Source organism: Rhizobium cerradonense, assembly GCF_030182455.1.
GTDB lineage: Bacteria > Pseudomonadota > Alphaproteobacteria > Rhizobiales > Rhizobiaceae > Rhizobium.
The window spans coordinates 37,388-58,880 of the sequence record NZ_JAQJCK010000025.1 but is presented as its reverse complement, the minus strand read 5'-3'; the positions used below and the strand labels follow the sequence as shown (position 1 = coordinate 58,880).

At 58.5% G+C, this 21,493-nt stretch carries 19 protein-coding genes and 1 pseudogene; 18 read left to right on the top strand and 2 right to left on the bottom strand.

Annotated elements, in window-relative coordinates; all coding sequences use genetic code 11:
• Both PH547_RS30545 and PH547_RS30540 read right to left on the bottom strand, forming a co-directional pair.
• Nucleotides 1-208: transposase (locus PH547_RS30545; RefSeq protein WP_285170282.1), on the bottom strand; the 208-nt coding region annotated here is incomplete at its 3' end.
• Nucleotides 209-455: 247 nt separating this feature from the next.
• A complete protein-coding gene (locus tag PH547_RS30540) occupies nt 456-1,340 on the bottom strand; it encodes a MurR/RpiR family transcriptional regulator (protein WP_184805991.1) in 885 nt (294 codons plus the stop codon).
• 232 nt (nt 1,341-1,572) lie between these two features.
• On the opposite strand from PH547_RS30540, the gene PH547_RS30535 reads away from it, so the two are divergent.
• The 18 genes and pseudogenes from PH547_RS30535 (at nt 1,573) to PH547_RS30450 (ending at nt 21,413) form a co-directional block, all read left to right on the top strand.
• On the top strand, nt 1,573-2,898 hold the full coding sequence (locus PH547_RS30535) for an aspartate aminotransferase family protein (protein WP_184805988.1): 1,326 nt from the start codon (nt 1,573-1,575) through the stop codon (nt 2,896-2,898).
• 71 nt (nt 2,899-2,969) lie between these two features.
• A complete protein-coding gene (locus PH547_RS30530; RefSeq protein WP_246802361.1) occupies nt 2,970-3,446 on the top strand; it encodes a carboxymuconolactone decarboxylase family protein in 477 nt (158 codons plus the stop codon).
• Nucleotides 3,447-3,681: 235 nt separating this feature from the next.
• Entirely contained in the window at nt 3,682-4,521 is an 840-nt protein-coding gene (locus tag PH547_RS30525; protein ID WP_184805982.1) for a transporter substrate-binding domain-containing protein, read from the top strand.
• Nucleotides 4,522-4,580: 59 nt separating this feature from the next.
• Nucleotides 4,581-5,555 carry an amino acid ABC transporter permease gene (locus PH547_RS30520; protein ID WP_184805979.1) on the top strand — a complete coding sequence of 325 codons (975 nt, stop codon included), beginning with the start codon at nt 4,581-4,583 and terminating at the stop codon, nt 5,553-5,555.
• The gene (locus PH547_RS30515; RefSeq protein ID WP_425516146.1) at nt 5,552-6,367 is read left to right on the top strand and encodes an amino acid ABC transporter ATP-binding protein; all 816 of its coding nucleotides are present in this window, start codon (nt 5,552-5,554) and stop codon (nt 6,365-6,367) included. Before PH547_RS30520 ends, PH547_RS30515 begins: the two co-directional genes overlap by 4 nt.
• Nucleotides 6,368-6,440: 73 nt before the next feature.
• The gene (locus tag PH547_RS30510; RefSeq protein WP_184805976.1) at nt 6,441-8,081 is read left to right on the top strand and encodes a N,N-dimethylformamidase beta subunit family domain-containing protein; all 1,641 of its coding nucleotides are present in this window, start codon (nt 6,441-6,443) and stop codon (nt 8,079-8,081) included.
• 112 nt (nt 8,082-8,193) lie between these two features.
• Nucleotides 8,194-9,372, top strand: coding sequence for a M24 family metallopeptidase (locus tag PH547_RS30505; protein WP_184805974.1), 1,179 nt, complete (start codon nt 8,194-8,196; stop codon nt 9,370-9,372).
• A 182-nt stretch (nt 9,373-9,554) separates the two neighbouring features.
• Nucleotides 9,555-10,022, top strand: coding sequence for an Lrp/AsnC family transcriptional regulator (locus tag PH547_RS30500; RefSeq protein WP_120764339.1), 468 nt, complete (start codon nt 9,555-9,557; stop codon nt 10,020-10,022).
• Between the two features lie 140 nt (nt 10,023-10,162).
• Nucleotides 10,163-11,347, top strand: a complete 1,185-nt coding sequence (locus tag PH547_RS30495; protein ID WP_184805972.1) for a M20 family metallopeptidase — start codon at nt 10,163-10,165, stop codon at nt 11,345-11,347.
• Nucleotides 11,348-11,425: 78 nt separating this feature from the next.
• Nucleotides 11,426-12,142: an aspartate/glutamate racemase family protein gene (locus tag PH547_RS30490; RefSeq protein WP_184805971.1), complete on the top strand. Its 717-nt coding sequence runs from the start codon at nt 11,426-11,428 to the stop codon at nt 12,140-12,142.
• Nucleotides 12,143-12,174: 32 nt separating this feature from the next.
• Nucleotides 12,175-13,354: pseudogene (locus PH547_RS30485) on the top strand (M24 family metallopeptidase).
• A gap of 401 nt (nt 13,355-13,755) precedes the next feature.
• Nucleotides 13,756-15,159 (top strand): aspartate aminotransferase family protein, encoded by a 1,404-nt coding sequence (locus PH547_RS30480; protein ID WP_184805969.1) that lies wholly within the window; start codon nt 13,756-13,758, stop codon nt 15,157-15,159.
• 141 nt (nt 15,160-15,300) lie between these two features.
• Nucleotides 15,301-16,710, top strand: coding sequence for an aldehyde dehydrogenase family protein (locus PH547_RS30475; protein ID WP_184805966.1), 1,410 nt, complete (start codon nt 15,301-15,303; stop codon nt 16,708-16,710).
• 104 nt (nt 16,711-16,814) lie between these two features.
• Nucleotides 16,815-17,513, top strand: coding sequence for a CoA transferase subunit A (locus tag PH547_RS30470; protein ID WP_184805964.1), 699 nt, complete (start codon nt 16,815-16,817; stop codon nt 17,511-17,513).
• A gap of 16 nt (nt 17,514-17,529) precedes the next feature.
• Nucleotides 17,530-18,159, top strand: coding sequence for a 3-oxoacid CoA-transferase subunit B (locus tag PH547_RS30465; RefSeq protein WP_184805962.1), 630 nt, complete (start codon nt 17,530-17,532; stop codon nt 18,157-18,159).
• A 71-nt stretch (nt 18,160-18,230) separates the two neighbouring features.
• Complete coding sequence (locus tag PH547_RS30460; RefSeq protein ID WP_184805960.1) at nt 18,231-19,412, top strand: acetyl-CoA C-acetyltransferase; 1,182 nt, start codon at nt 18,231-18,233, stop codon at nt 19,410-19,412.
• A gap of 15 nt (nt 19,413-19,427) precedes the next feature.
• Nucleotides 19,428-19,925 (top strand): UPF0262 family protein, encoded by a 498-nt coding sequence (locus PH547_RS30455; RefSeq protein ID WP_184805957.1) that lies wholly within the window; start codon nt 19,428-19,430, stop codon nt 19,923-19,925.
• 42 nt (nt 19,926-19,967) lie between these two features.
• Nucleotides 19,968-21,413: a Glu/Leu/Phe/Val family dehydrogenase gene (locus PH547_RS30450; RefSeq protein WP_425516144.1), complete on the top strand. Its 1,446-nt coding sequence runs from the start codon at nt 19,968-19,970 to the stop codon at nt 21,411-21,413.
• Nucleotides 21,414-21,493 lie beyond the last annotated feature (80 nt).

The following is a 21,493-nucleotide window of genomic DNA, read 5'->3' as shown; positions in this document are numbered from 1 at the left end:
GCAACGCCAGAATGCCCTCGCGCACTTGCCGGCGCCACAAGGAAAGCTGGTGCGCAACAACGTCATGACGGCGCGCGACATCAACAACACGAACGCCAGGCTCAAGGCTTTCCGCCACGATCCGCGCCTTCACATCGTCCGGCCAACGCCGGTTTCCGCGGCGCGGCTCGACAACTTCGTAACGCCCAACAAATCCATCATCTGCCATGCAAATCTCCAGATAGTCCTGGAAACCTTCTCGCACACCCGGCAAGCCTCAAAATATAGCCAATTCAATGGGGCGGAGACGGCGCTTACGGGGCCGATGCACCTCCGCATTTTTAAGCCATGTGACATAAGTGCGAAGAAGCCTCGTCTGGCGTTATGTCGGAATGTTGTGAGACCGCGTGAGCGTCTATGGCGGTCGGGTCACAAATCGGCGTTGCCGCTATAGCGACGACGCAGCCTACCCGCCCTCAGATCTTTCGTCGAGGAATGGAGGTGGCATAGGTATTCATGGCTGAAAGATGGCGGTCCGCACGCTTTAGTTCTTCCAGCGCCGCTGCACGGTCGCGGCTTGCAAGAAGGCCACATAAGACCTCAGAGACCGCCAGGGCCGGCGTCAACGTATGAAAGAATGTTTGGCTCTCGGTCGGAAATAACACCACGTGCTCTGCGATCGTTACCAAAGGGGACACTTCGCTGTCGGTAATCGCCAAAATAGGCATCCCTTTTACCCGGGCCGCCTCGGCCAATTCTAGGGTCTGAAGCGAATAGGGATTTATGGAGATAGCTAAAAGCACGTCGTCTTGGGTGGCGCGAATGAGCGGATCGCCGCTTGTGCCGGCCGGCCCCTCCAAATGAACTGTTTTTTCGCCAAGCAACGTCATAACGTAATGGAAATGCCAGGCGACCGAATGGCAAGAGCGCAACCCGAGCACATAGATGCGCCGAGCTTTGGCGAGGTGATCCGCCATCGTGTTGAGCCGCAGAATTGTATCGGAATCGCATAGCCGGTCGATCTGACCTGAGAGGCCCTGAAGCATTCGATACGCCAAGCCCTCTCCGTTGGCCGCTCCTTCGTCTCTTTGCAGTGCGCGGGCGGCAAAGCCGTCTGTGCTCACCCGGATGACGTTAGCGTGATGTCCTCTAAAATCTTCATATCCTGAGAAGCCAAGAAACTTCGCCAGCCGAGTCATCGTCGACGGCTGCACACCGGCATTGCGCGCGAGCTCGCGCATAGAAACAAGCGCTACTTCTTGCGGATACTCCAATATGTGTCGAGCAGCTTGTTGCAACTGCTCAGACATCTCGTCGAACCGCTCAATGATTAAAGCGTGCAATGGACCTTTTTGCAACATTTGCCTCACATACGATGTCATAATTCACCCGGACCATCTCTCTCGGGAACAAAAAAGTCAAACAGTTGAAGGCCAATCCTTAGCAAAGACGCTTCAGAAACACGGCTGGAGAACGTTGAAAACAAATGCGTCAAAACCTATTGTATAAAACGGTTGTTGCATATTTTGGTGAAACCTGCAAATCAATGGTTGGAAACGTACGAAAGCCGAACGGATAAGCACCGAGATCACCATGACCAAAATTCTCCATCGAACGATCGGCACAATTCTGCCCACCGCGGCAGCAGGGGAAGGCATCTTCATCGTGGACCGCGACGGACGGAGCTACCTGGACGGATCGGGTGGCGCCGCGGTCAGTTGCCTGGGGCACAATCATCCAGAAGTCCTGGATGCGATGAAGGTGCAGATGGGCCGGATCAGCTATGCCCATACGTCGTTCTTCACGACCGATGTCGCCGAGCGGTTGGCAGGGCAATTGATTGAACTCGCACCGGAAGGTCTAGATTATGTCTACCTGGTTTCGGGCGGTTCAGAAGCTGTCGAGGCTGCGCTCAAAATGGCGCGCCAGTATTTCGTCGAAATCGGTCAAGCGCAACGACGCCACATCATAGCGCGTCGGCAGAGCTATCACGGCAACACTATCGGTGCTCTCGCCACGGGTGGCAATGCTTGGCGCCGCGCACAATTCAAACCAATTCTGCCTGAGACACATCACGTTTCTCCCTGCTATGCTTACCGCGACCTGCAGTTAGGCGAAACGCTGGAGGCTTATGCCGAGCGGCTTGCGGCGGAGCTGGAAGTTAAAGTCCTTGAACTCGGAGAGGACGAGGTAATGGCGTTCGTCGCCGAGCCGGTCGTGGGAGCGACGCTCGGCGCAGTGGGGCCGGTTGCTGACTATTTCAAACTGGTTCGGCAGGTGTGCGACAAGTATGGCATCTTGCTGATCCTCGACGAAGTCATGTGCGGAATGGGGCGTACCGGCACGATCTTCGCTTTGGAACAGGAGGGGATTGTCGCGGATCTAGTGACCATTGCAAAGGGCCTGGGCGGCGGCTTTCAGCCGATCGGAGCCGTGTTGCTCTCCGAGAAGATCTACCGTGCGTTCGCAGACGGATCGGGTATGTTCCAGCATGGGCATACCTACATCGGACATCCGATCGCAGCGGCGGCAGCAAGTAAGGTGGTTGAAATAATCACGCGCCCCGAGATGATGACAAACGTTCTCAAAATGGGTGATCGCCTGCAGGCCGGACTCGACGAGGCGCTGGGACAATCGCCGTATGTCGGTGACATCCGTGGCCGCGGTCTGTTCCGAGGCGTGGAGATCGTATCGGACAAAGACACCAAGCAACCTTTCGATCCAGCCCGCAAGATGCATTCACGGATCAGGAAGGAAGCAATGCTCCGTGGTCTGATGTGTTACCCAATGGGCGGCACAATCGACGGCGTACATGGCGACCATGTGCTGCTTGCCCCCCCTTATATTATTAAGCCTGATGAGGTGGATCTGATCGTTGAACGGCTTTCCGACGCGATCCGCGCCGCAGTAGCGGACTGAGTTTCAGTGAAATGATGAGATCGTCCTGCCCGCCTATTACTGATGACAACTGGCCTGCAGATATTGCGGATATGAAAACTGGTTTTGCCGGGGCGCTCAACGTCTATCGCACCATGGCTCATCATCCCGCGCTCCTCCGAGCGTGGGCCCCTTTACGGCAGCACATCGTCAAAGACAGCGCGTTGGGTGCGGTCCGCTCCGAGCTCGTGATTCTGCGGGCGGCTCATCGGATGGGTTCCGCCTATGAGTGGGCACATCACGTGAGCCGCGCTCGTGCGCTTGGTATTTCCGATGCACGAATACTTGCGATGGCTGGCACTCCGGATGGAGAGGATGGATTGATTGCGGGCGCCGTCGATGCGCTTTTTGATGAAGCGCGCCTGCCTTCGCATCTCGAACGAGCAATTTCTGCCGCCATGGGCCAGCAAGCCGTATTCGATCTCATGGTCACGGTCGGCTTCTATTCGGTGCTCGGTTACGTGTTGCTGACTTTCGACACACCCATTGACCAAGGCGTTGCTGACGAGATTGCCAAGCATCCTCTATGAGAAGCCAATTTCCGCGAATCCCTGCTGAATTGTCAGTCTTGGGATAGGGAGCCCGCGCAACCTCTGCGATACATTTGTATCATTTCAAATAATATAAAACATTTGTTGCAAAATGCCGCAGTTTGATGTAGATGTGCTAATTTAACGCACATTGCTCACTGGGCGATTTGCTAGAGTTCCAAAATGAATCTGCGGGCAGTGACGTGCTCGCGGTTAAAAAGCAGGGGAACATCGCATGAAAAAGATAAACACCCATATCGCAGCCGGCTTGTCCTTGGCTCTGGCCCCTGTCGCCTTCTCTGCATCGGCGTATGCCGGCGAAGTTCTTGATCGCGTGCTTTCGAACAAGACGTTGACAGTCGCGGTCGGGACCGACTGGGGACCAATCTCGCACCTGGACGAGAAGCACGAACTTGTCGGATACGACGTGGACGTCGCCAAGGGCATCGCAAAATATCTTGGCACGCGAACCACTTTCGTCACTCCCGGCTGGGATATCATTACAGGCGGCAAATGGCAGGGACGTTGGCACGTCGCCATGGGTCAAATGATACCGACAAAGGCACGGGCGGAAGTATTCGATTTCCCGGCACTCTATATCTGGGGGCCGAACGTCGCCGTCGTCCACAAGGACAGTAAGGCGACCAAGCTTTCCGACCTCGATGGGAAGGTGATTGGCGTTGCGTCCGGCACTGGCGCGGAGGCCTATGCCAATCAGAAGTTCCAGCCGGCTTGGGAAAACGCTAAGCCTGTGGAATATCCCTTCAAGGCGGGCCAGGTAAAGACCTACACGAGTACCAATATTGCGTTCGATGATCTGCGTCTCGGTGACGGCGTGCGCATCGATGGGGTCTTAACTGACGAAACGATTGCCCGGGACGCGATCAAGGCTGGCTATCCATTGAAAGTCCTGGAGCCTGCTCTGTTCTCCTCTCCGGCAGCCATCGCGATCCTGCCTGGTGACAAGGACTTTCACGACAAGGTCGCGGCAGCCTTGAAGGAGATGAAGGCAGATGGCACGCTCTCGAAGCTTTCGATGAAGTGGTACGGCGTCGACTATACCGTCGAGAAGTAGGTCGGAAAAGCGTGAGCGGCCCAGGGATGCTTGGGCCGCAATAACGTGGAGGATTCCCCATGCTTTATCAGGATACTGTCGAATCCGAGGTGCTCGTCCATAAGCCTTGGTTTGTGGCGTCGATCTTCGCACTCGTGCTCGCGTGTTTTTTCGCGTTCAATCTAACAGGCACCGCAATGGGCGATCTCATGCGCCCAGTTATTGGCGATCCAGCACAAAGCGGGCTTTATGGCCGTTTTGCCATCGCCTTTCTGATCGCAGTTCTCTTCTGCCTGAACATTGTGCTGATCGGGTTTGCTTCCTTAGCTTTTCAGATCGCAATTGTTTGGTTCCAACTGCTGCTGCTGTTCCTCGCCTTCTTTAAGTCGTTTAACCTCAGTATGCCGTTCATCTGGGAGAACTTGCCCTATTTGATCACGCAAGGGGTCGTGACCACGATCTATGTCTCGACGGTTTCGCTGATCTTCGCGTCGATCCTCGCGATCCTCGCGGCAATTGCCAAGCTTTCGAGCAATGGTTTCGCCTACGCCATTGCCAGCTTCTATACATCCTTCTTTCGCGGCCTGCCTCTTCTCATGCAGATCTATCTGATCTATCTCGGGCTGCCGCAGTTGGGCATCGTCCTCGACGCGGTTCCTTCCGGCATCCTTGCTCTGTCATTGTGCGTTGGCGCCTACATGACGGAAATCTTCCGCGCGGGCATCCAAAGCATTGACCGCGGTCAATGGGAAGCATCTCGATCCATCGGGTTCGGATTTGGCCTCACCATGCGCAGGATCATCTTGCCGCAGGCGCTGCCCGTCATCATCCCTCCCATGGGAAACACGTTCATCTCGATGCTGAAGGACAGCTCGCTCGTTTCAGTGCTCGGTGTGTGGGAGCTAACCTTCCTCGCTCGCACGATCGGTCAGCCAACCTTCCATCACATGGAGATGCTCATAACGGCGTCGCTGATCTACTGGATCATGTCGGCATGCCTCGAAGTCCTGCAATCGCGCCTCGAGCGCCACTTTGCCAGGAGTAAAGTACGATGACCGCAAGCAATCTACTGCACGCGCAGCGACTTTCCCCTCAAGCGTATTCCAATCAGAAGCAGGTCCCAATGAGTGCGGACAAGATTATCGAAGCGACGAACGTTTCCAAGTGGTACGGCTCCTTCCAGGTCTTGTGCAACATTAATCTCACGGTCCGAAAGGGCGAGCGCATCGTCATCTGCGGCCCGTCGGGCTCGGGTAAGTCGACGCTTATCCGCTGCTTCAACCGATTGGAGGCACATCAAGAGGGCGAGATAACCGTCAATGGAATCTCGCTGCATAACAAAATGCGCAACGTCACCGAAGTCCGCAAAAACGTCGGCATGGTGTTCCAGCACTTCAACCTTTTTCCACACATGACGGTCCTGATGAATTGCATGGCCGGCCCAATGTGGATCAAAGGCGTGCCGGAGGCCGAAGCGAAGAAGACGGCCCTGAGATTTCTTGAACGTGTGCGCATTCCCGAACAGGCCAATAAATTTCCCGTTCAGCTCTCCGGTGGGCAGCAGCAACGCGTCGCGATCGCCCGATCACTATGCATGGAGCCTGCCGTGATGTTGTTCGACGAGCCCACCTCCGCGCTCGACCCGGAAATGGTCTCCGAGGTGCTCGAAACGATGACAGGCTTAGCGCGCGACGGCATGACCATGGTCTGTGTCACCCATGAAATGGGTTTTGCCCGGGCCGTGGCTGACAGGGTGATCTTCATGGATGCCGGCCGGATCGTTGAAGAAGCTGCACCGAACGAGTTTTTCACAAACCCGCAGCACGACCGTACCAAGCTCTTTCTCAGTCAAATCCTGAAACATTAGGGGCTCAGTTTCGTACGCAACCCAATTCAGGCTGCGTCAAGCTGACTTGCTCAAGAATACAGGACATTTGTTGATGGCAAAACTACCGACTAGCTTTCCAGATTTCGGACTTACGCCGGAGGAGAGGCAGTTCGCGCAGCGGCAACACTTCTACGAATTCGCCGGCATGGACAGCGCGCGAGGCGAGATCTGGTGCTACAGCGATAAGTTCTCCTATCAACCGGGCGAAACCGTCCGATTGCATGTCAGCTCGACGGCGTCGTCATTCGCCATCGAGGTCATTCGCGACGGCGGCTCTTGCGTGACATTTCTCGAGAAGACAGGGATTTCCGCTCGCTGGCAGGACACTCCGGAGCATTGCTCCGTCGAAGGCTGCCGATGGGACACTGCCTATGAATTCGAAATCGGCGCGGATTGGCCGTCGGGCGGTTATCGCGTGAAGCTTGCGGCCGAAGGGCGGGACGGCCGGCCGATACATTGCTACCACATCGTCATTGTGCTCCCGAAGACCGGCCGCAAGCCGGGGCGAATCCTGCAGGTGGCGGCAACAGGGACATGGCTTGCCTACAACACGTGGGGCGGCTCCAATCATTACGATGGCATAACCGGACCAGACCGGAACCTTTGGTCGCCTATCGTTTCAACCCAGCGGCCGTGGGGACGCGGCTTCGTTGTCCTGCCGCCGACTGCACCCCGTGTGCCGCTCGAAATGATGATGCCGCCCAAGACAGCGCCGCGCCATCCCCACAAGGAATGGGCCTATGCAACCGGCCATTCGAAGAAGTATGCCTCTGCCGGCTGGGCAACCTACGACAGCCACTTCTTTCGTTTCGCCGAGCGTGCCGGTTACAGCGTTGATCTTGCCAGTCAGCACGAACTGCACTTCTCTCCCGAGATATTGTCCGACTATGACTGTGTCGTGTTCGTCGGCCATGACGAGTATTGGACTTGGGAGATGCGCGACGCCGTCGACGCCTATGTCGATCAGGGCGGTCGAGTGGCGCGTTTTGCGGGCAACTTTTGTTGGCAGACGAGGCTCGAAGACGAAGGGCGGCGGCAGGTTTGCTACAAAGCTCGTGCCCGCGCAGAGGATCCGGTCTACAAGACCAGCGACACCAGCCGTACGGCGACCCTATGGGAAACGCCGGAGGTAGGCCGGCCGGAAGCCTATACGTTTGGCCTCAATTCCACCAAGGGCATTTATGCCGGATGGTTGGGCTGTGCACCACGCGGCGCCCGTGGCTTCCCCATCTATAGACCGGAGCATTGGGCATTCGCCGACACCGGCCTTTTCTACGGTGACGTGCTCGGTGCCGAGAGCCACATCTTTGGCTACGAGGTGGACGGCCTGGACTATGAGATTCGCGACGGGTTGCCATACCCTACAGCGACAAGCAGGGCGCCGGAAGGAACGGACATCCTCGCGATCGGAATGGCGGCACAGATGGAGTGGAGCGCCGACTTGACGCGTGAAGAGTTGGCGCTGGACGACTCCGAGGTGCGCCAGACCGCGGAATTGCTTTTCGGCGAGGCAACAAGAGAAAATATCGAAAAGCTCAAGCGCGGCAATGGAATGATCATAAATTTCAAGCGCAACGAGGGTGAGGTGTTTCATGCCGGAAGTTGCGAATGGGTTGCCGGATTGCTGAGAAACGATCCGATGGTCGAGCAGGTCACCCGCAACGTGATCAACCGGTACCTGTACCCTAAATAGGCGTCGCGCGGCGCATCTGAAACACACTCGAAAAGCCCGCGCGTTGGCAGACATCGTCCGCGCGCTCCGATCAAAGCTTCGCAGCAGTCGAACGTCTTACGTGGAGAACAAGGTGATAAAGGAACTACACTTCGAACTTGGCGAGTTCGAAACTCGTCTGGCGGCAGTCAAAAAGGAAATGGCGAAGAGAGGGATCGATATCCTCCTCCTCTCGGAACCGCCCAACCAGAACTACCTTACCGGCTACAATGCCTATTCCTTCTACACGCCCCAAATGGTGATTGTGGCACAAAACCACGCAGAGCCGATCTGGATTGGACGTTTCATGGACCGAGTTTCCGCCTCCATGACCACCTATCTTGCCGAGGACAACATCCGGGCCTATCCGGACACCTATGTTCAATCTGCAACGCTCTCGGCCTATACTTTCATGGCCGATATCGTGAAGGAGCTCGGAGGGGAAAAGGCGCGTATCGGCGTCGAGATGGGGGGATATTACTATCCGGCCCGCGGCCACGCAGATCTCACGCGAGCCTTGCCGCATGCCGAGTTCGTCGACGCCGATCTCATTGTTGGATGGATCCGGCTCGTAAAGAGCCCAGCCGAGGTGGCCATTATGCGTCAAGCTGGCCAGCTTGCGGACGCCGCCATGACGCGCGTCATCAATATGGTGAAAGCCGGGGTCCGTGAGTGCGATATTGCTGCTGCGATCTATCATCAGCAGATTTCGGGCACGTCCGAGTTCGGTGGCGACTATCCTTGTTGCCCTCCCGATTTATGCATTGGCGAACGCTCAATCGCGCCGCATGCCGCCTGGACGGACGATCCCCTGCCGGAGTCCACCATTGTCAACCTGGAACTGAACGGTTGCCGGCATCGCTACCAGGTCAACCTTGCGCGCACGATCGTCGTCGGCCAGCCTTCATCCGCTTTCCTGAACCTGTCGGAAATCGCTGTTGAGGCCTTGAATGCCGGGCTGGAAGCAGTTCGACCCGGGCGAACCTGCTCAGAGGTCGATGGCGACTTCCGGAAGGCCCTTGCGCGGAACGGGATCGAGAAAGAGTCTCGCATCGGTTATCCGACCGGCATTGGGTTCCCTCCGGCCTCTGGCGAACGCACTGCGAGCATTCGCAAGGGCGACGAGACCATGCTTGAGCCCGGCATGGTGTTCCACATGATGCCCGGCCTGTGGCTCGACAATGTCGGCATCACCATCACACAGAGCTTCGCGGTCTCCGATACGGGTTACGAGCCACTGACAATGACCCCGCGTAAGTTGTTCGTGAAATAGAGACTAAATTCGGTGCATACTCATCTGATTCCAGCATGTCTGCTTCGCTCTCGAAATGGCGTGACCAAGTCGGATGACTATCTGCGCCGCAGACCGAGGAGCGACAGAAGTTTGCGAGGCCTCATTGGCCTCGCAGGCGTCCGCGGCGCCTCCCCAGTTTGCATCCTTGGGGAGGGCAGATGATGGTCGAACTCGATCGCGCGGACATCGCACTTCTCCAAGCGGTTCAAAAGAATAACCGGCTGACCTCGGAGGAACTCGCGGGCGTCGTTCATCTCTCTCCAACGGCTTGCCAACGACGCTTGAGGCGGTTGCGCAACGAGGGTGTGATCGAGGGCGATGTTTCCATTGTCTCACCTAAAGCCGTCGGACGCCATATTACCATGATCGTCATGGTGTCCCTTGAGCGAGAAAGGGCTGACATCGTCGACAGATTCAAAACGGCGATACGAAATACCCGTGAGGTGATGATGGGCTTCTATGTAACGGGGGATGCCGACTTCATGCTCGTCGTCACCGCCAAGGACATGGAGGATTACGAACATTTCACGCGGCGGTTCTTCTATGAAAATGCAGATATCAAAGGCTTCAAGACCATGGTGGTGATGGATCGCCTCAAGGCGAGCTTCGCGATCCCTATCGAGGCGTAGCAATGGTGATCCTTTCCAAATCGCGCGCCACCGCCGTTTTGCAGGAACACTGCGAGATCTGCATTCAAATCGACGGGTTTTGCCGCTCACATGCTGCTAGCCTCGATGCCAGACAACCATGAAAAGACCATGAGATCACGATGAGCAACGCCACCAACAACTTACTCTCTGAAGTCGAACGTAATGCGGTTGTCGAAATGCGACACGCCATGCATCGCGAGCCCGAACTTTCCAACAACGAGTGGAAGACCCAGAAGCGGATCATCGAAACCTTGGCCGGCTTCGGATTGACCGAAGTGGCGACCTTCCACAAGACTGGTGTCTATGTGGATATCCAGGGCTTGGCCCCAGGCCCAAATCGGTCCATCGCACTGCGTGGCGACATTGACGCCCTTCCCATACAGGAAGCCCGCGAGGATCTGCCGTACAGGTCACAAGTGCCAGGCATCATGCATGCGTGCGGTCATGACATGCACGGATCAATCGCCTTGGGAACGGCGCTGGCCTTCCATCGCATGAGCGAAAATTTCTCAGGAAAGCTGCGGGTCTTCTTCCAGCCAGCCGAAGAAGCGGAGCCGCTTGGCGGCAGGACCGTTGTCGATGAAAAGTTGCTCGAAGGATTTGATGCAGCCGTCGGATTTCATGTCCGCACCGACATTCCAGTCGGCTCATACGGCGCTCGTGCGGGCGCTGTAACGAAATCTGCCGACCAGTTCTCGCTCGAATTCACCGGGACCATGGCGCATGGCGCCAAACCGCATCTCGGCGTGGACGCAATTGCGATCGCCGGCGCCTTCATCAATGAAGTGCAGAAAGTCGTGTCGCGTGAAATGCCGGTAGACGACGGCGCAATCGTCACCATCGGAACCATCCGTGGCGGGGAAGCGACGAACATCATCTGCCAGACCGTCACGATGACCGGAACGATCCGGACAAGCAGCCCCGAGCGGAGAAAGCTGTTGGTCCAGCGTGTTCGCGAAATCGCCGAAGGGGTTGCTGCCATGCACCGCGGACGGGCGGAGTTCAGTTCGCATGCCGGTGAACCTCCTGTGGTTAACGACAGCGCAATGGTCGCGCTGTTTAAGCACATCGTGGTGCAGACTGACGGTGAGGACAGGTATGTTGAAGGCTCGGCGAGTTCCGGCAGCGACGACTTCGGCTTCTATGCCAGCTGCCTGCCATCGATTTATTTCTGGTTCGGCAGCAAGGAAGCCGGAAACGAGTCCGGTGTGCACACGCCCATCTTCGCCGTCTCGGACAAGACGCTAATCCCGACAACGGAACTGGCTATCCGTTACTGCTGGGAGCTGTTCCAAAACGCGTGATGACTGGTTTCGCGCCGAGGCTGACCCGAATCCTTCTCAAGGCGGTAACAGCCGTTTTAACCAATGGAGCTTCATCTTATGTCTTTGCAAACCAACCTCACTCTCGGAATTCTTGAACTCGATGAAGGCCTGACGGCAGACAGCCCGCCTTTCGCTCCACGGGAAGGATCGCTCTTCCACCCGGGGACTTTCAACCGACCCGTGATCACAGAAATGGTTGAAGGCGCTCTGGCGGAGGTGATCATTCCTGGCGCTGCATCGCTCGAAAGTGCCTGTATAGCCGCCGCCGAGCGGCTGGTCGCCCGAGGTGCTGGCGTGATTACCGCAGACTGCGGTTTTTTTATCCGTCACCAGCAAGCAATCTCAGCGGCCGTCAATGTGCCGGTGGTGACTTCCAGCTTGCTCCTTATTCCGGCTCTGCTGCGGCAACTCGCGCCTCAAAAGAAACTTGCTGTTTTGACCGCCGACTCTCGACATTGCAGTGAAGACCTACTGGGCATCGAAAATCCCGCGGATCGAAAGCGCGTGGTCGTCGGGGGAATCGAAGGTGGCGTTTACGTGCGCAATGCTTTGGCTCGCCCCTTCGTCCGCACCGACGTTGGCCAGATTGAGAGGGAAGTTGGTGACCGCATAGTCCAACTTCGCGGAGACCATCCCGATATCGCAATGATACTCTTCGAGTGCACAGGCTTTTCCACCGTTGCAAGTGCCCTGCGATCGAAGACAGGGCTGCCCATCTACGACATCACGGACCTCTGCCGGCTGACTCTCGCCGCAGCGACCAGCCGCATTTGACGTAAATTTCGACTTCAATGGGAGGATCTGACGTGGACGGCGAAACGCTACGGTTCGAGTTGTTCGAATACAAAAATCGCCTCGAAAAGGCCCGCGGGGCAATGGAGCAGGCCGGCATCGACTTGTTGGTCGTAACCGATCCTGCAATATGGGCTGGCTGACGGGTTACGATGGCTGCTCCTACTATGTGCCTCAATGCGCCGTGGTGTCCAAGGACAAGGATCCGCTCTGGTTCGGCCGGCGCATGGACGCCAACGGTTGCCGCAGGACGGCCTATATCGGCGAAGACCGCATCAAATGGTACGGTGACGAATATGTCCAGTCCGATACCTCGCACGCAATGTCGGCCCTGGGGCAGATCATTGCAGACGAGGGTCATGGCTCGGCAACGATCGGTGTCGAAAAGGATAGTGCCTGCCTGTCGGCCCGATCTTTTGAGGCGCTGTCCGCGTCGCTCCCCAATGCAAAATTCAGGAATGCCGACAGACTGATCAACGGGCAGCGCTTGGTTAAGTCCCGGCGAGAAATCGAGTACATGCGCGGCGCTGGCAAGATCGTCGAAGCGATGTATCAGTGTGTCGGCGAAGTGCTGCGACCGGGAATAAAGCAATCTGACGTGATTGCCGAACTCACATATCTCGGCACCCGCGGCGTCGATGTCTATTGGGAAGATTATCCGGCCTGCTTCCCGAACCTTGGCGCCGGGGCAGATGCGTCAGCCCCGCATCTGACCTGGACGGACCGGCCTATACGCGCCGACGAGAGCATTTTCTTCGAGCTTGCCGGCGTTCACAAGCGGTATCACTGCCCCTTGTCGCGCACCTATTACCTCGGGCGACCTACGCAGCGGATATTGGACGCGGAAAAGGCCGTTCTCGACGGCATGCACGCAGGGCTCGAAAAAGCCGTTGCCGGTAACCTCTTCGAGGATATCGCCAGAGCCTATTCAGGAACTTTGGCGCGATACGGCTTTGAGAAGACAAGTCGCTCAGGCTACCCGATTGGATGGGTTATCCGCCAGCATGGGGCGAGAACTCGGCGAGCTTCCGGGAGGGCGACAAGACGGAGCTCCGCCCGGGAATGACGTTCCATTTCATGTCCGGTCTCTGGTACGGCGATTGGGGCATCGAAATCACCGAGAGCATCCTAATCACCGATGGCCAAGTCGAATTTTTGTGGAACGTTCCCCGGAAGTTGTTGGTCATCGACTGACCAACACCGGGAACTGCGAAATCTCATGTCTCGTGGGCGATGTGTCGTTGGAGCTTGCAGATTTCAGCTACTGCAAGCGGGGTTAGAACGGTCTGATCCCCGCTTTGTCTTTTCACTCACGTGTCGGCAACCGCAACTGCTTCACAAGCCGACCGTTACGGTAAATCTGCAAGCCCGCACACCTAATAGCGAAATACTGCATTAAGCAGAAAAGTTTGCAGGAAGGCTGCGCCATCCCGGAGCGAAATGGTGCGATTTAGCTCGCACTTGAAGGCACTATCATCGGAGCGGGTCGGGCAAGCGAAGCTGTCCTAAACTCAAGTTTTGTACTCCTGCTCGATCTGGCCCAGTTCACAAATACAAAAATTCACAGCCGAGATGCGGCGGTGGAAGGGATTGAAATGACCATCAACATCAAAGACATCGCTGAGAAAGATCGCAACTCGGTCCTGCATCCGTTCACGCAGTTGAAGGATTTCGCAACCGGCAAGCTCGGCGAACCGACGATCGTCGAGACGGGCAAGGGGATCCGCATCCAGGATGCGCATGGCAACCAGCTGATCGACGGTTTTGCCGGTCTCTATTGCGTCAACGTCGGTTACGGCCGTACCGAGGTCGCCGAGGCGATTTCGCGCCAGGCGTATCGCCTCGCCTATTACCATTCCTATGCGGCACACACCACCGATGAGCTTGCGATCCTTTCTGACCGCCTGGTGAAGATGACGCCCGGAAAGATGAGCAAGGTGTTCTACGGCATGTCCGGTTCGGACGCCAACGAGACCCAGGCCAAGCTCGTCTGGTACTACAATAACCTGCGCGGCAAGCCGACGAAGAAGAAGATCATCTCGCGTGAACGTGGCTATCACGGCTGCAGCGTGGTGTCCGGCTCGATGACCGGAATGAGCTTCTATCACGACCACATGGATCTGCCGCTGCCGCAGATTGATCATGCCGGTGTTCCGCACCACTATTGGGGTGCCAACCCCGGCGAAACCGAACGCGAATTCTCTGCACGCCGCGCCGCCGAGCTCGACGAGATGATCGAGACGCTCGGACCGGACAATGTCGGCGCCTTCATCGCCGAGCCGGTGCTTGGCACCGGTGGCATCACACCGCCGCCGGAAGGCTATTGGGAGGCAATCCAGGCTGTGCTCAAGAAGCACGACGTGCTTCTGATCGCCGACGAAGTCATCACCGGCTTCGGCCGCACCGGCTCGATGTTCGGCTCGCAGCATTATGGGATCGAACCCGACCTGATCACCGTCGCCAAGGGCCTGACTTCGGCGTATTTCCCGCTGTCGGCAGCCATCGTCGGCGAGAAGGTCTACAAGGTCATGGAAGAGGGGGCCGACAAGGTCGGTGCTTTCTCGCATGGCTACACCTATTCCGGCCACCCGATCGGCGCGGCTGCCGCCAATGCGGTGCTCGATATCGTCGAGAAGGAAAACCTGCCGGGCAACGCCCGCGAAGTCGGCGCCTATTTCCAGGCCCAGCTCAAGGAAAAGTTCGCACAGCTGCCGATCGTCGGTGAAGTGCGTGGTGTCGGCCTGATGGGCGCGATCGAATTTGTTGGCGATCGGGAGAACAAGAAGCGCTTTGACCCGTCCCTGAAGGTCGGGGCCCGCGTTTCCAAGGCTGCTCGCGACCGCGGCCTCATCGCCCGGGCCATGCCGCATGGCGACATCCTCGGCTTTGCGCCGCCGCTCGTGACCACCAAGGCGGAAATCGATGAGATCGTCTCGATCGCCGAAAAGGCCGTGCGCTCGGTGATGGACGACCTCGTCCGCGACGGTCAGAAGGTCTGACGAAAAGGCGGTCGACGGTACCGACCGCAACCAATCACATCGATCGAATTGAGAGCAGGGCAGGGATTTTTTCCTTGCCCTGACCGACAAACTCAACCGTCGCGCAGATGGCGCATCCATCAGGGAAGAGGAAGCCGGCCAATGACCGCCGCCAAACTTCATATCACCACCAGCTTGGCTCCGATCACTGTTCACAGCCCCTATGACGGGTCTGTGCTGGGAACGATTGAGGCCACTGATGCAAGCGAAATCGGCGAACTCCTCGCTCGCGCCCGTCGCGGGGCTGAGCTTTCAGCCAAGCTGCCGAGACATGAGCGCGCCAGCATCCTGGAAGGGGCCGCGCAAATCATCGAGAGCCGTAGTGAAGCGTTTGCCGAAACCATCGTGCGCGAAGCCGGCAAGACGATCGTCCAGGCGCGCAAGGAGGTGCTTCGTTGCGTCAACACGCTGAAGCTGTCTGCCGAAGAGGCAAAGCGCAATGCCGGTGAGATCGTGCCTTTCGATGCCTATGTGGGATCGGAACAGCGCCAGGGCTGGTTCACGCGCGAGCCGCTCGGCATCATCACCGCCATTACCCCCTACAACGATCCGCTGAACTTGGTGGCCCACAAGCTCGGTCCAGCGATTGCCGGCGGCAATTCAGTGCTGCTGAAACCATCGAACCTGACGCCGTTCTCCTCGATCAACCTAGTCGACGTGCTGAACGAAGCGGGGCTGCCACCGGAGATCATTACCGTCATTCACGGCGATCGCGAGATCGTCACAGCTTTGATCTCTGCGCGGGACGTCCGTATGGTCTCCTTCACCGGTGGCTTTGCTACCGGAGAAGCCATAAGCCGTAAAGCGGGCCTGAAGAAACTCGCGATGGAGTTGGGTGGCAATGCGCCGGTCATCGTCATGAACGACTGCGACTTCGACAAGGCGGTTGAAGGCTGCGTCTCCGGCGCCTTCTGGGCCGCCGGCCAAAACTGCATCGGCGCCCAGCGCGTTCTGGTGCAGGCGGAGCTTTATGAACGCTTTCGAGATGCCGTTGTGGCCGCCACGAAGAAACTCACCGCCGGCGATCCGCTGAAGGAGGAGACAGATGTCGGCCCGATGATCTCGAAGGAGGTCGCCCAACGCACCGAAGCAGCGGTCAATGACGCGATTGATGTTGGCGCGAAGCTGCTTTGCGGTCACAGGCGCGAGGGGTCGCTCTATCACCCGACGGTGCTGGAGGGCACGCCGGTCACCTGCCGCCTGTGGCACGAGGAGGTGTTTGCGCCTGTGGTCATGCTTGCGCCATTTGCCACGCTCGATGAAGCGATCGAGCTGGCCAACGAACCCGAATACAGCCTGCACGCGGGCATCTTCACCAGCAACCTCAATGTCGCACTTGAAGCCGCAGGCAGGATCGAAGCCGGCGGAGTGATGATCAACGACTCCTCGGACTATCGCTTCGATGCCATGCCGTTCGGCGGTTCCAAATACGGCAGCATGGGCCGGGAAGGCGTGCGCTTCGCCTATGAAGAGATGACCCAGCCGAAGGTCGTTTGCATCAATCGTGGGTGAAGAGACCTAGCAGCCGTTTGGTACCGCTGCCGGACTTTGGAACCCAAGTGAATGAATCCAGGCGGCGCCTCGTCGCCGCAACAGACGAACCTAACGGGGGGAGAATGAACAAAATCTTCGACAATCCGCCGTCGGCGCTTGAGGGCTTGCTGTTCGACGGCATGTTCATCGCGGCGGGTGGCTTTGGCCTTTGCGGCATTCCGGAACTGCTGATCGATGCGATCCGCCAGGCCGGCACCAAGGACCTGACGATCGCCTCGAACAACTGTGGCGTCGATGACTTCGGCCTCGGCGTGCTGCTCAAGACCAAGCAGATCAAGAAGATGATCTCCTCATATGTTGGCGAGAACGCCGAGTTTATGCGGCAATATCTCAGCGGCGAACTCGAGCTCGAGTTCAATCCGCAGGGAACACTCGCCGAACGCATGCGCGCCGGCGGCGCCGGCATTGCTGGCTTCTATACCAAGACCGGCGTCGGCACCGTCGTTGCGAAAGGAAAGGAACTGAAAATCTTTGATGGAGAGGTCTTCGTTCTGGAGACCGGCATTGTCGCCGACCTGTCGATCGTAAAGGCCTGGAAAGCCGACTCGTCGGGAAATCTCGTCTTCCGCAAGACCGCCCGCAACTTCAATCCGCCAGCCGCCACCTGCGGCAAGATCTGCGTCGCCGAAGTCGAGGAGATCGTGCCGGTCGGCACCCTCGATCCCGATCACATCCATGTGCCGGGGATCTATGTGCATCGCCTGATCCAAGGGCAACACGAGAAACGCATCGAACAGCGCACGACGCGCGTGGCTGCTTGAGGGAAGGGGACGAGACATGGCCTGGGACAGAAACCAGATGGCGGCACGTGCTGCCCGCGAACTCGAAGACGGCACCTACGTCAATCTCGGCATAGGCATTCCGACGCTGGTTGCCAATTATATCCCTGAAGGCGTCCATGTGACGCTGCAGTCGGAGAACGGTCTGCTCGGCATCGGCCCATTCCCGACGGAGGATCAGATCGATGCCGACCTTATCAATGCCGGCAAGCAAACGGTAACGGCATTGGCGCATTCGGCCTTCTTCGATTCAGCGCAGAGCTTCGCGATGATCCGCGGCGGCAAGATCGCCATGGCGATCCTCGGCGCCATGGAAGTGGCCGAGAATGGCGACCTCGCCAACTGGATGATCCCCGGCAAGCTCGTCAAGGGCATGGGCGGCGCGATGGATCTGGTTGCCGGCGTCAAGCGTGTGGTCGTCGTCATGGACCACACCAACAAGTCCGGCGAATCCAAGGTGCTGAAGGCCTGCACCTTGCCGCTGACCGGAAAGGGCGTCGTCGATCGGATCATCACCAATCTCGGTGTGCTCGACGTCGTCGATGGCGGACTGAAGGTGGTCGAGCTTGCCGAGGGGGTCACTGACGGCGAGATCCGCAGCGCCACAGAGGCGACCATCGTCAACTAGGCCCGAAGGCTTATTGTCGAAACGCTGGAGCCGGCCTTTGCCGGCTTACCAGGACCATAGAGGAGACTACTATGAGCACCCCATCGATCGTCATCGCCAGCGCCGCCCGCACTGCGGTCGGCTCCTTCAACGGCGCGTTCGCCAATACGCCGGCGCACGAGCTCGGCGCTGCCGTCATCAAGGGCGCGCTCGAGCGCGCCGGCGTCGAAGCGGGTGAAGTCGACGAAGTGATCCTGGGCCAGGTTCTGCAGGCCGGCGAGGGCCAGAACCCGGCGCGCCAGGCGGCGATGAAGGCAGGTGTCCCACAGGAAAAGACCGCCTGGGGCATGAACCAACTTTGCGGTTCCGGTCTTCGCGCCGTCGCACTCGGCATGCAGCAGATTGCCACCGGTGATGCGAAGATCATCGTTGCCGGCGGCATGGAATCCATGTCGATGGCGCCGCATTGCTCACATCTTCGCGGCGGCGTGAAGATGGGCGACTTCAAGATGATCGACACGATGATCAAGGACGGCCTGACCGACGCCTTCTACGGCTATCACATGGGCGTCACCGCCGAGAACGTCGCTCGCCAGTGGCAGCTCAGCCGTGAGGAACAGGACCAGTTCGCGCTCGCCTCGCAGAACAAGGCCGCGGCTGCACAGAAGGCCGGGCGGTTCGTCGACGAAATCATTCCCTTCATCGTCAAGACCCGCAAGGGCGACGTCACCGTCGACCAGGACGAATATATCCGCCATGGCGCAACGCTCGACCAGGTGACCAAGCTGCGGCCCGCCTTCGACAAGGAAGGCACGGTGACGGCCGGAAATGCCTCCGGCCTTAACGACGGCGCCGCCGCGACCCTGCTGATGACCGAAGCACAGGCATCGAAGCGCGGCATCCAGCCGCTCGCCCGGATCGTCTCCTGGGCGACGGCAGGCGTCGATCCGCAGGTCATGGGCACCGGCCCGATCCCGGCGTCGCGCAAGGCGCTGGCGAAAGCCGGCTGGGCGATCGGTGATGTGGAACTCGTCGAAGCCAACGAGGCCTTCGCCGCCCAGGCCTGCGCGGTCAATAAGGACCTCGGCTGGGATCCCAGCATCGTCAACGTCAATGGCGGCGCGATCGCCATCGGCCATCCGATCGGCGCTTCCGGTGCCCGCGTGCTCAACACGCTGCTGTTCGAAATGAAGCGCCGTGGCGTTTCTAGGGGCCTTGCAACGCTCTGCATCGGCGGCGGCATGGGTGTCGCCATGTGCGTAGAAACGCTTTGAGGGGAGGGCAGGGTCATGACCTCCGCCGAGTACCGTCTCTGCGACGTATCGGTCGACCGGTCCTTCGGTGGCCGGGACGCAAGAATTGAACGGGAGCAAGCGCTCGCGGTCATCGACCTCTTGGAATCCAATACATTCATGCCAGTCGGTCACGACGGCGGACCTTATCGCCTCAGGATCGAAGCGGTTGACGGACGCCTGGCACTGCATGTCACCGCCGACCATGGCGAACATGTTGTCAGTCATTACCTGTCGCTAACGCCCTTCCGCCGACTGCTCAAGGATTACACCCGCATCTGCGAGAGCTACTACGAGGCCGTCCGGCACCCTGGGCCTGAGCGCCTTGAGGCAATCGATATGGGTCGGCGTGGCCTCCACAACGAGGCTGCCGAACTGCTGAGAAGCCGATTGTCAGCGAAAGTGAACATCGACAACGACACCGCCCGCCGGCTGTTCACGCTGATCTATGCTTTGCTTGTGCGCAATGCGGACCAAAGAATTTTGTTGAGCTGAGACAGCACAGCGCCTGAGCTACTCGAGCAAGGAGAACCTCCAGTGAATGCAATACCACAACGCAACGTACAGGACGGGGAAACCAGCTCCGCTGGCTTTCTGGACAGCGTTGACCAGAACTTCCGCCATGCCATGACTTTCCTCGACCTGCCGGAAGGACTGTCAGAGCGGATCATGCAGTGCAACTCGACCTATACGGTTCGTTTCGGCGTCCGCCTGCGCGGCCGCATGTACAGTTTCATCGGCTGGCGTTCGGTCCACAGCGAGCACTGCGAACCGGTGAAGGGTGGCATTCGCTATGCATCGAATGCCGATGCCGAAGAGGTCGAGGCGCTGGCAGCGCTGATGACGCTCAAATGCTCGCTGGTCGATGTGCCGTTCGGCGGCTCGAAGGGGGCGCTGAAGATCGATCCGCGCGAATGGACGCCGCAGGAGCTCGAGCGCATCACGCGCCGCTTCACCCAGGAGCTCAACAAACGTGGCCTGATCGGCCCCGGCGTCAACGTTCCGGCGCCCGACATCGGCACGGGCGAGCGGGAGATGGCCTGGATGATGGACGAGTTCCGCCGTGCCAATCCGACCGATGTCATCAACGCCCGCGCTTGCGTGACCGGCAAGCCATTGTCGAAGGGCGGCATTGCCGGGCGCACCGAAGCAACCGGCCGAGGCGTCCAGTTCGCCATCCAGAGCTATCTCCGCGATCCGCGCACTGCCGGTCTGAACGGCAAGCGCGATCTGAAGGGTACTGCGGTTATCGTTCAGGGCTTCGGCAATGTCGGCTACCATGCGGCAAAGTTTCTCTCCGAAGAAGACGGCGCCCGGGTTACCGTCGTCGCTGAACGGGACGGTTATATTGCCAACGCCGATGGTCTGGCGATCGAGGCGCTGAAGCAGCATCAAATCAAAACCGGCAGCATCCTCGGCTTCGTAGGCGCCACCTCGTTTCCCGGCGATATGACGGGCATCGAGCAGCCATGTGACGTCCTTATTCCGGCGGCGATGGAAAATGCCATCCATGCGGGGAATGCGAAACGCATCGAGGCAAACCTGGTGGTCGAAGCGGCCAACGGCCCGGTGACCTTCGAGGCCGACAAGGTTCTGCGCACCCGTGGGCTCACCATCCTTCCCGATCTCTACGTCAATGCCGGCGGTGTCGTCGTCAGTTACTTCGAGTGGGTGAAGAACCTGACGCATATTCCCTTCGGCCTGATGGAACGGCGTCGGCGTGAGCGGCGTAACCAGACGATCGCCGCAGCACTCGAACGCATGACCGGCAAGGATTTTCCGGCGGACATGCGCGAGGAGTTCCTCGAAGGCGGGGCGGAGATCGATCTCGTTCGCTCCGGACTGGAAGACGTCATGCGAAGCACCTGGGGGCGCATTGCTGACCTGATGGAGCAGCAACCGGAACTCGCTGACTACCGAACCGCCGCCTATGTCGCGTCAATCCGACAGATCGCCGATGCCTATGAAGCGATAGGTATCTGATCGGCGACACGTACGAAAAGGGCTTCGTTTAGGGGATCAGTCGCTTCAGCTTTGAATTCGCCTCCCAAGCGACGTGGCTG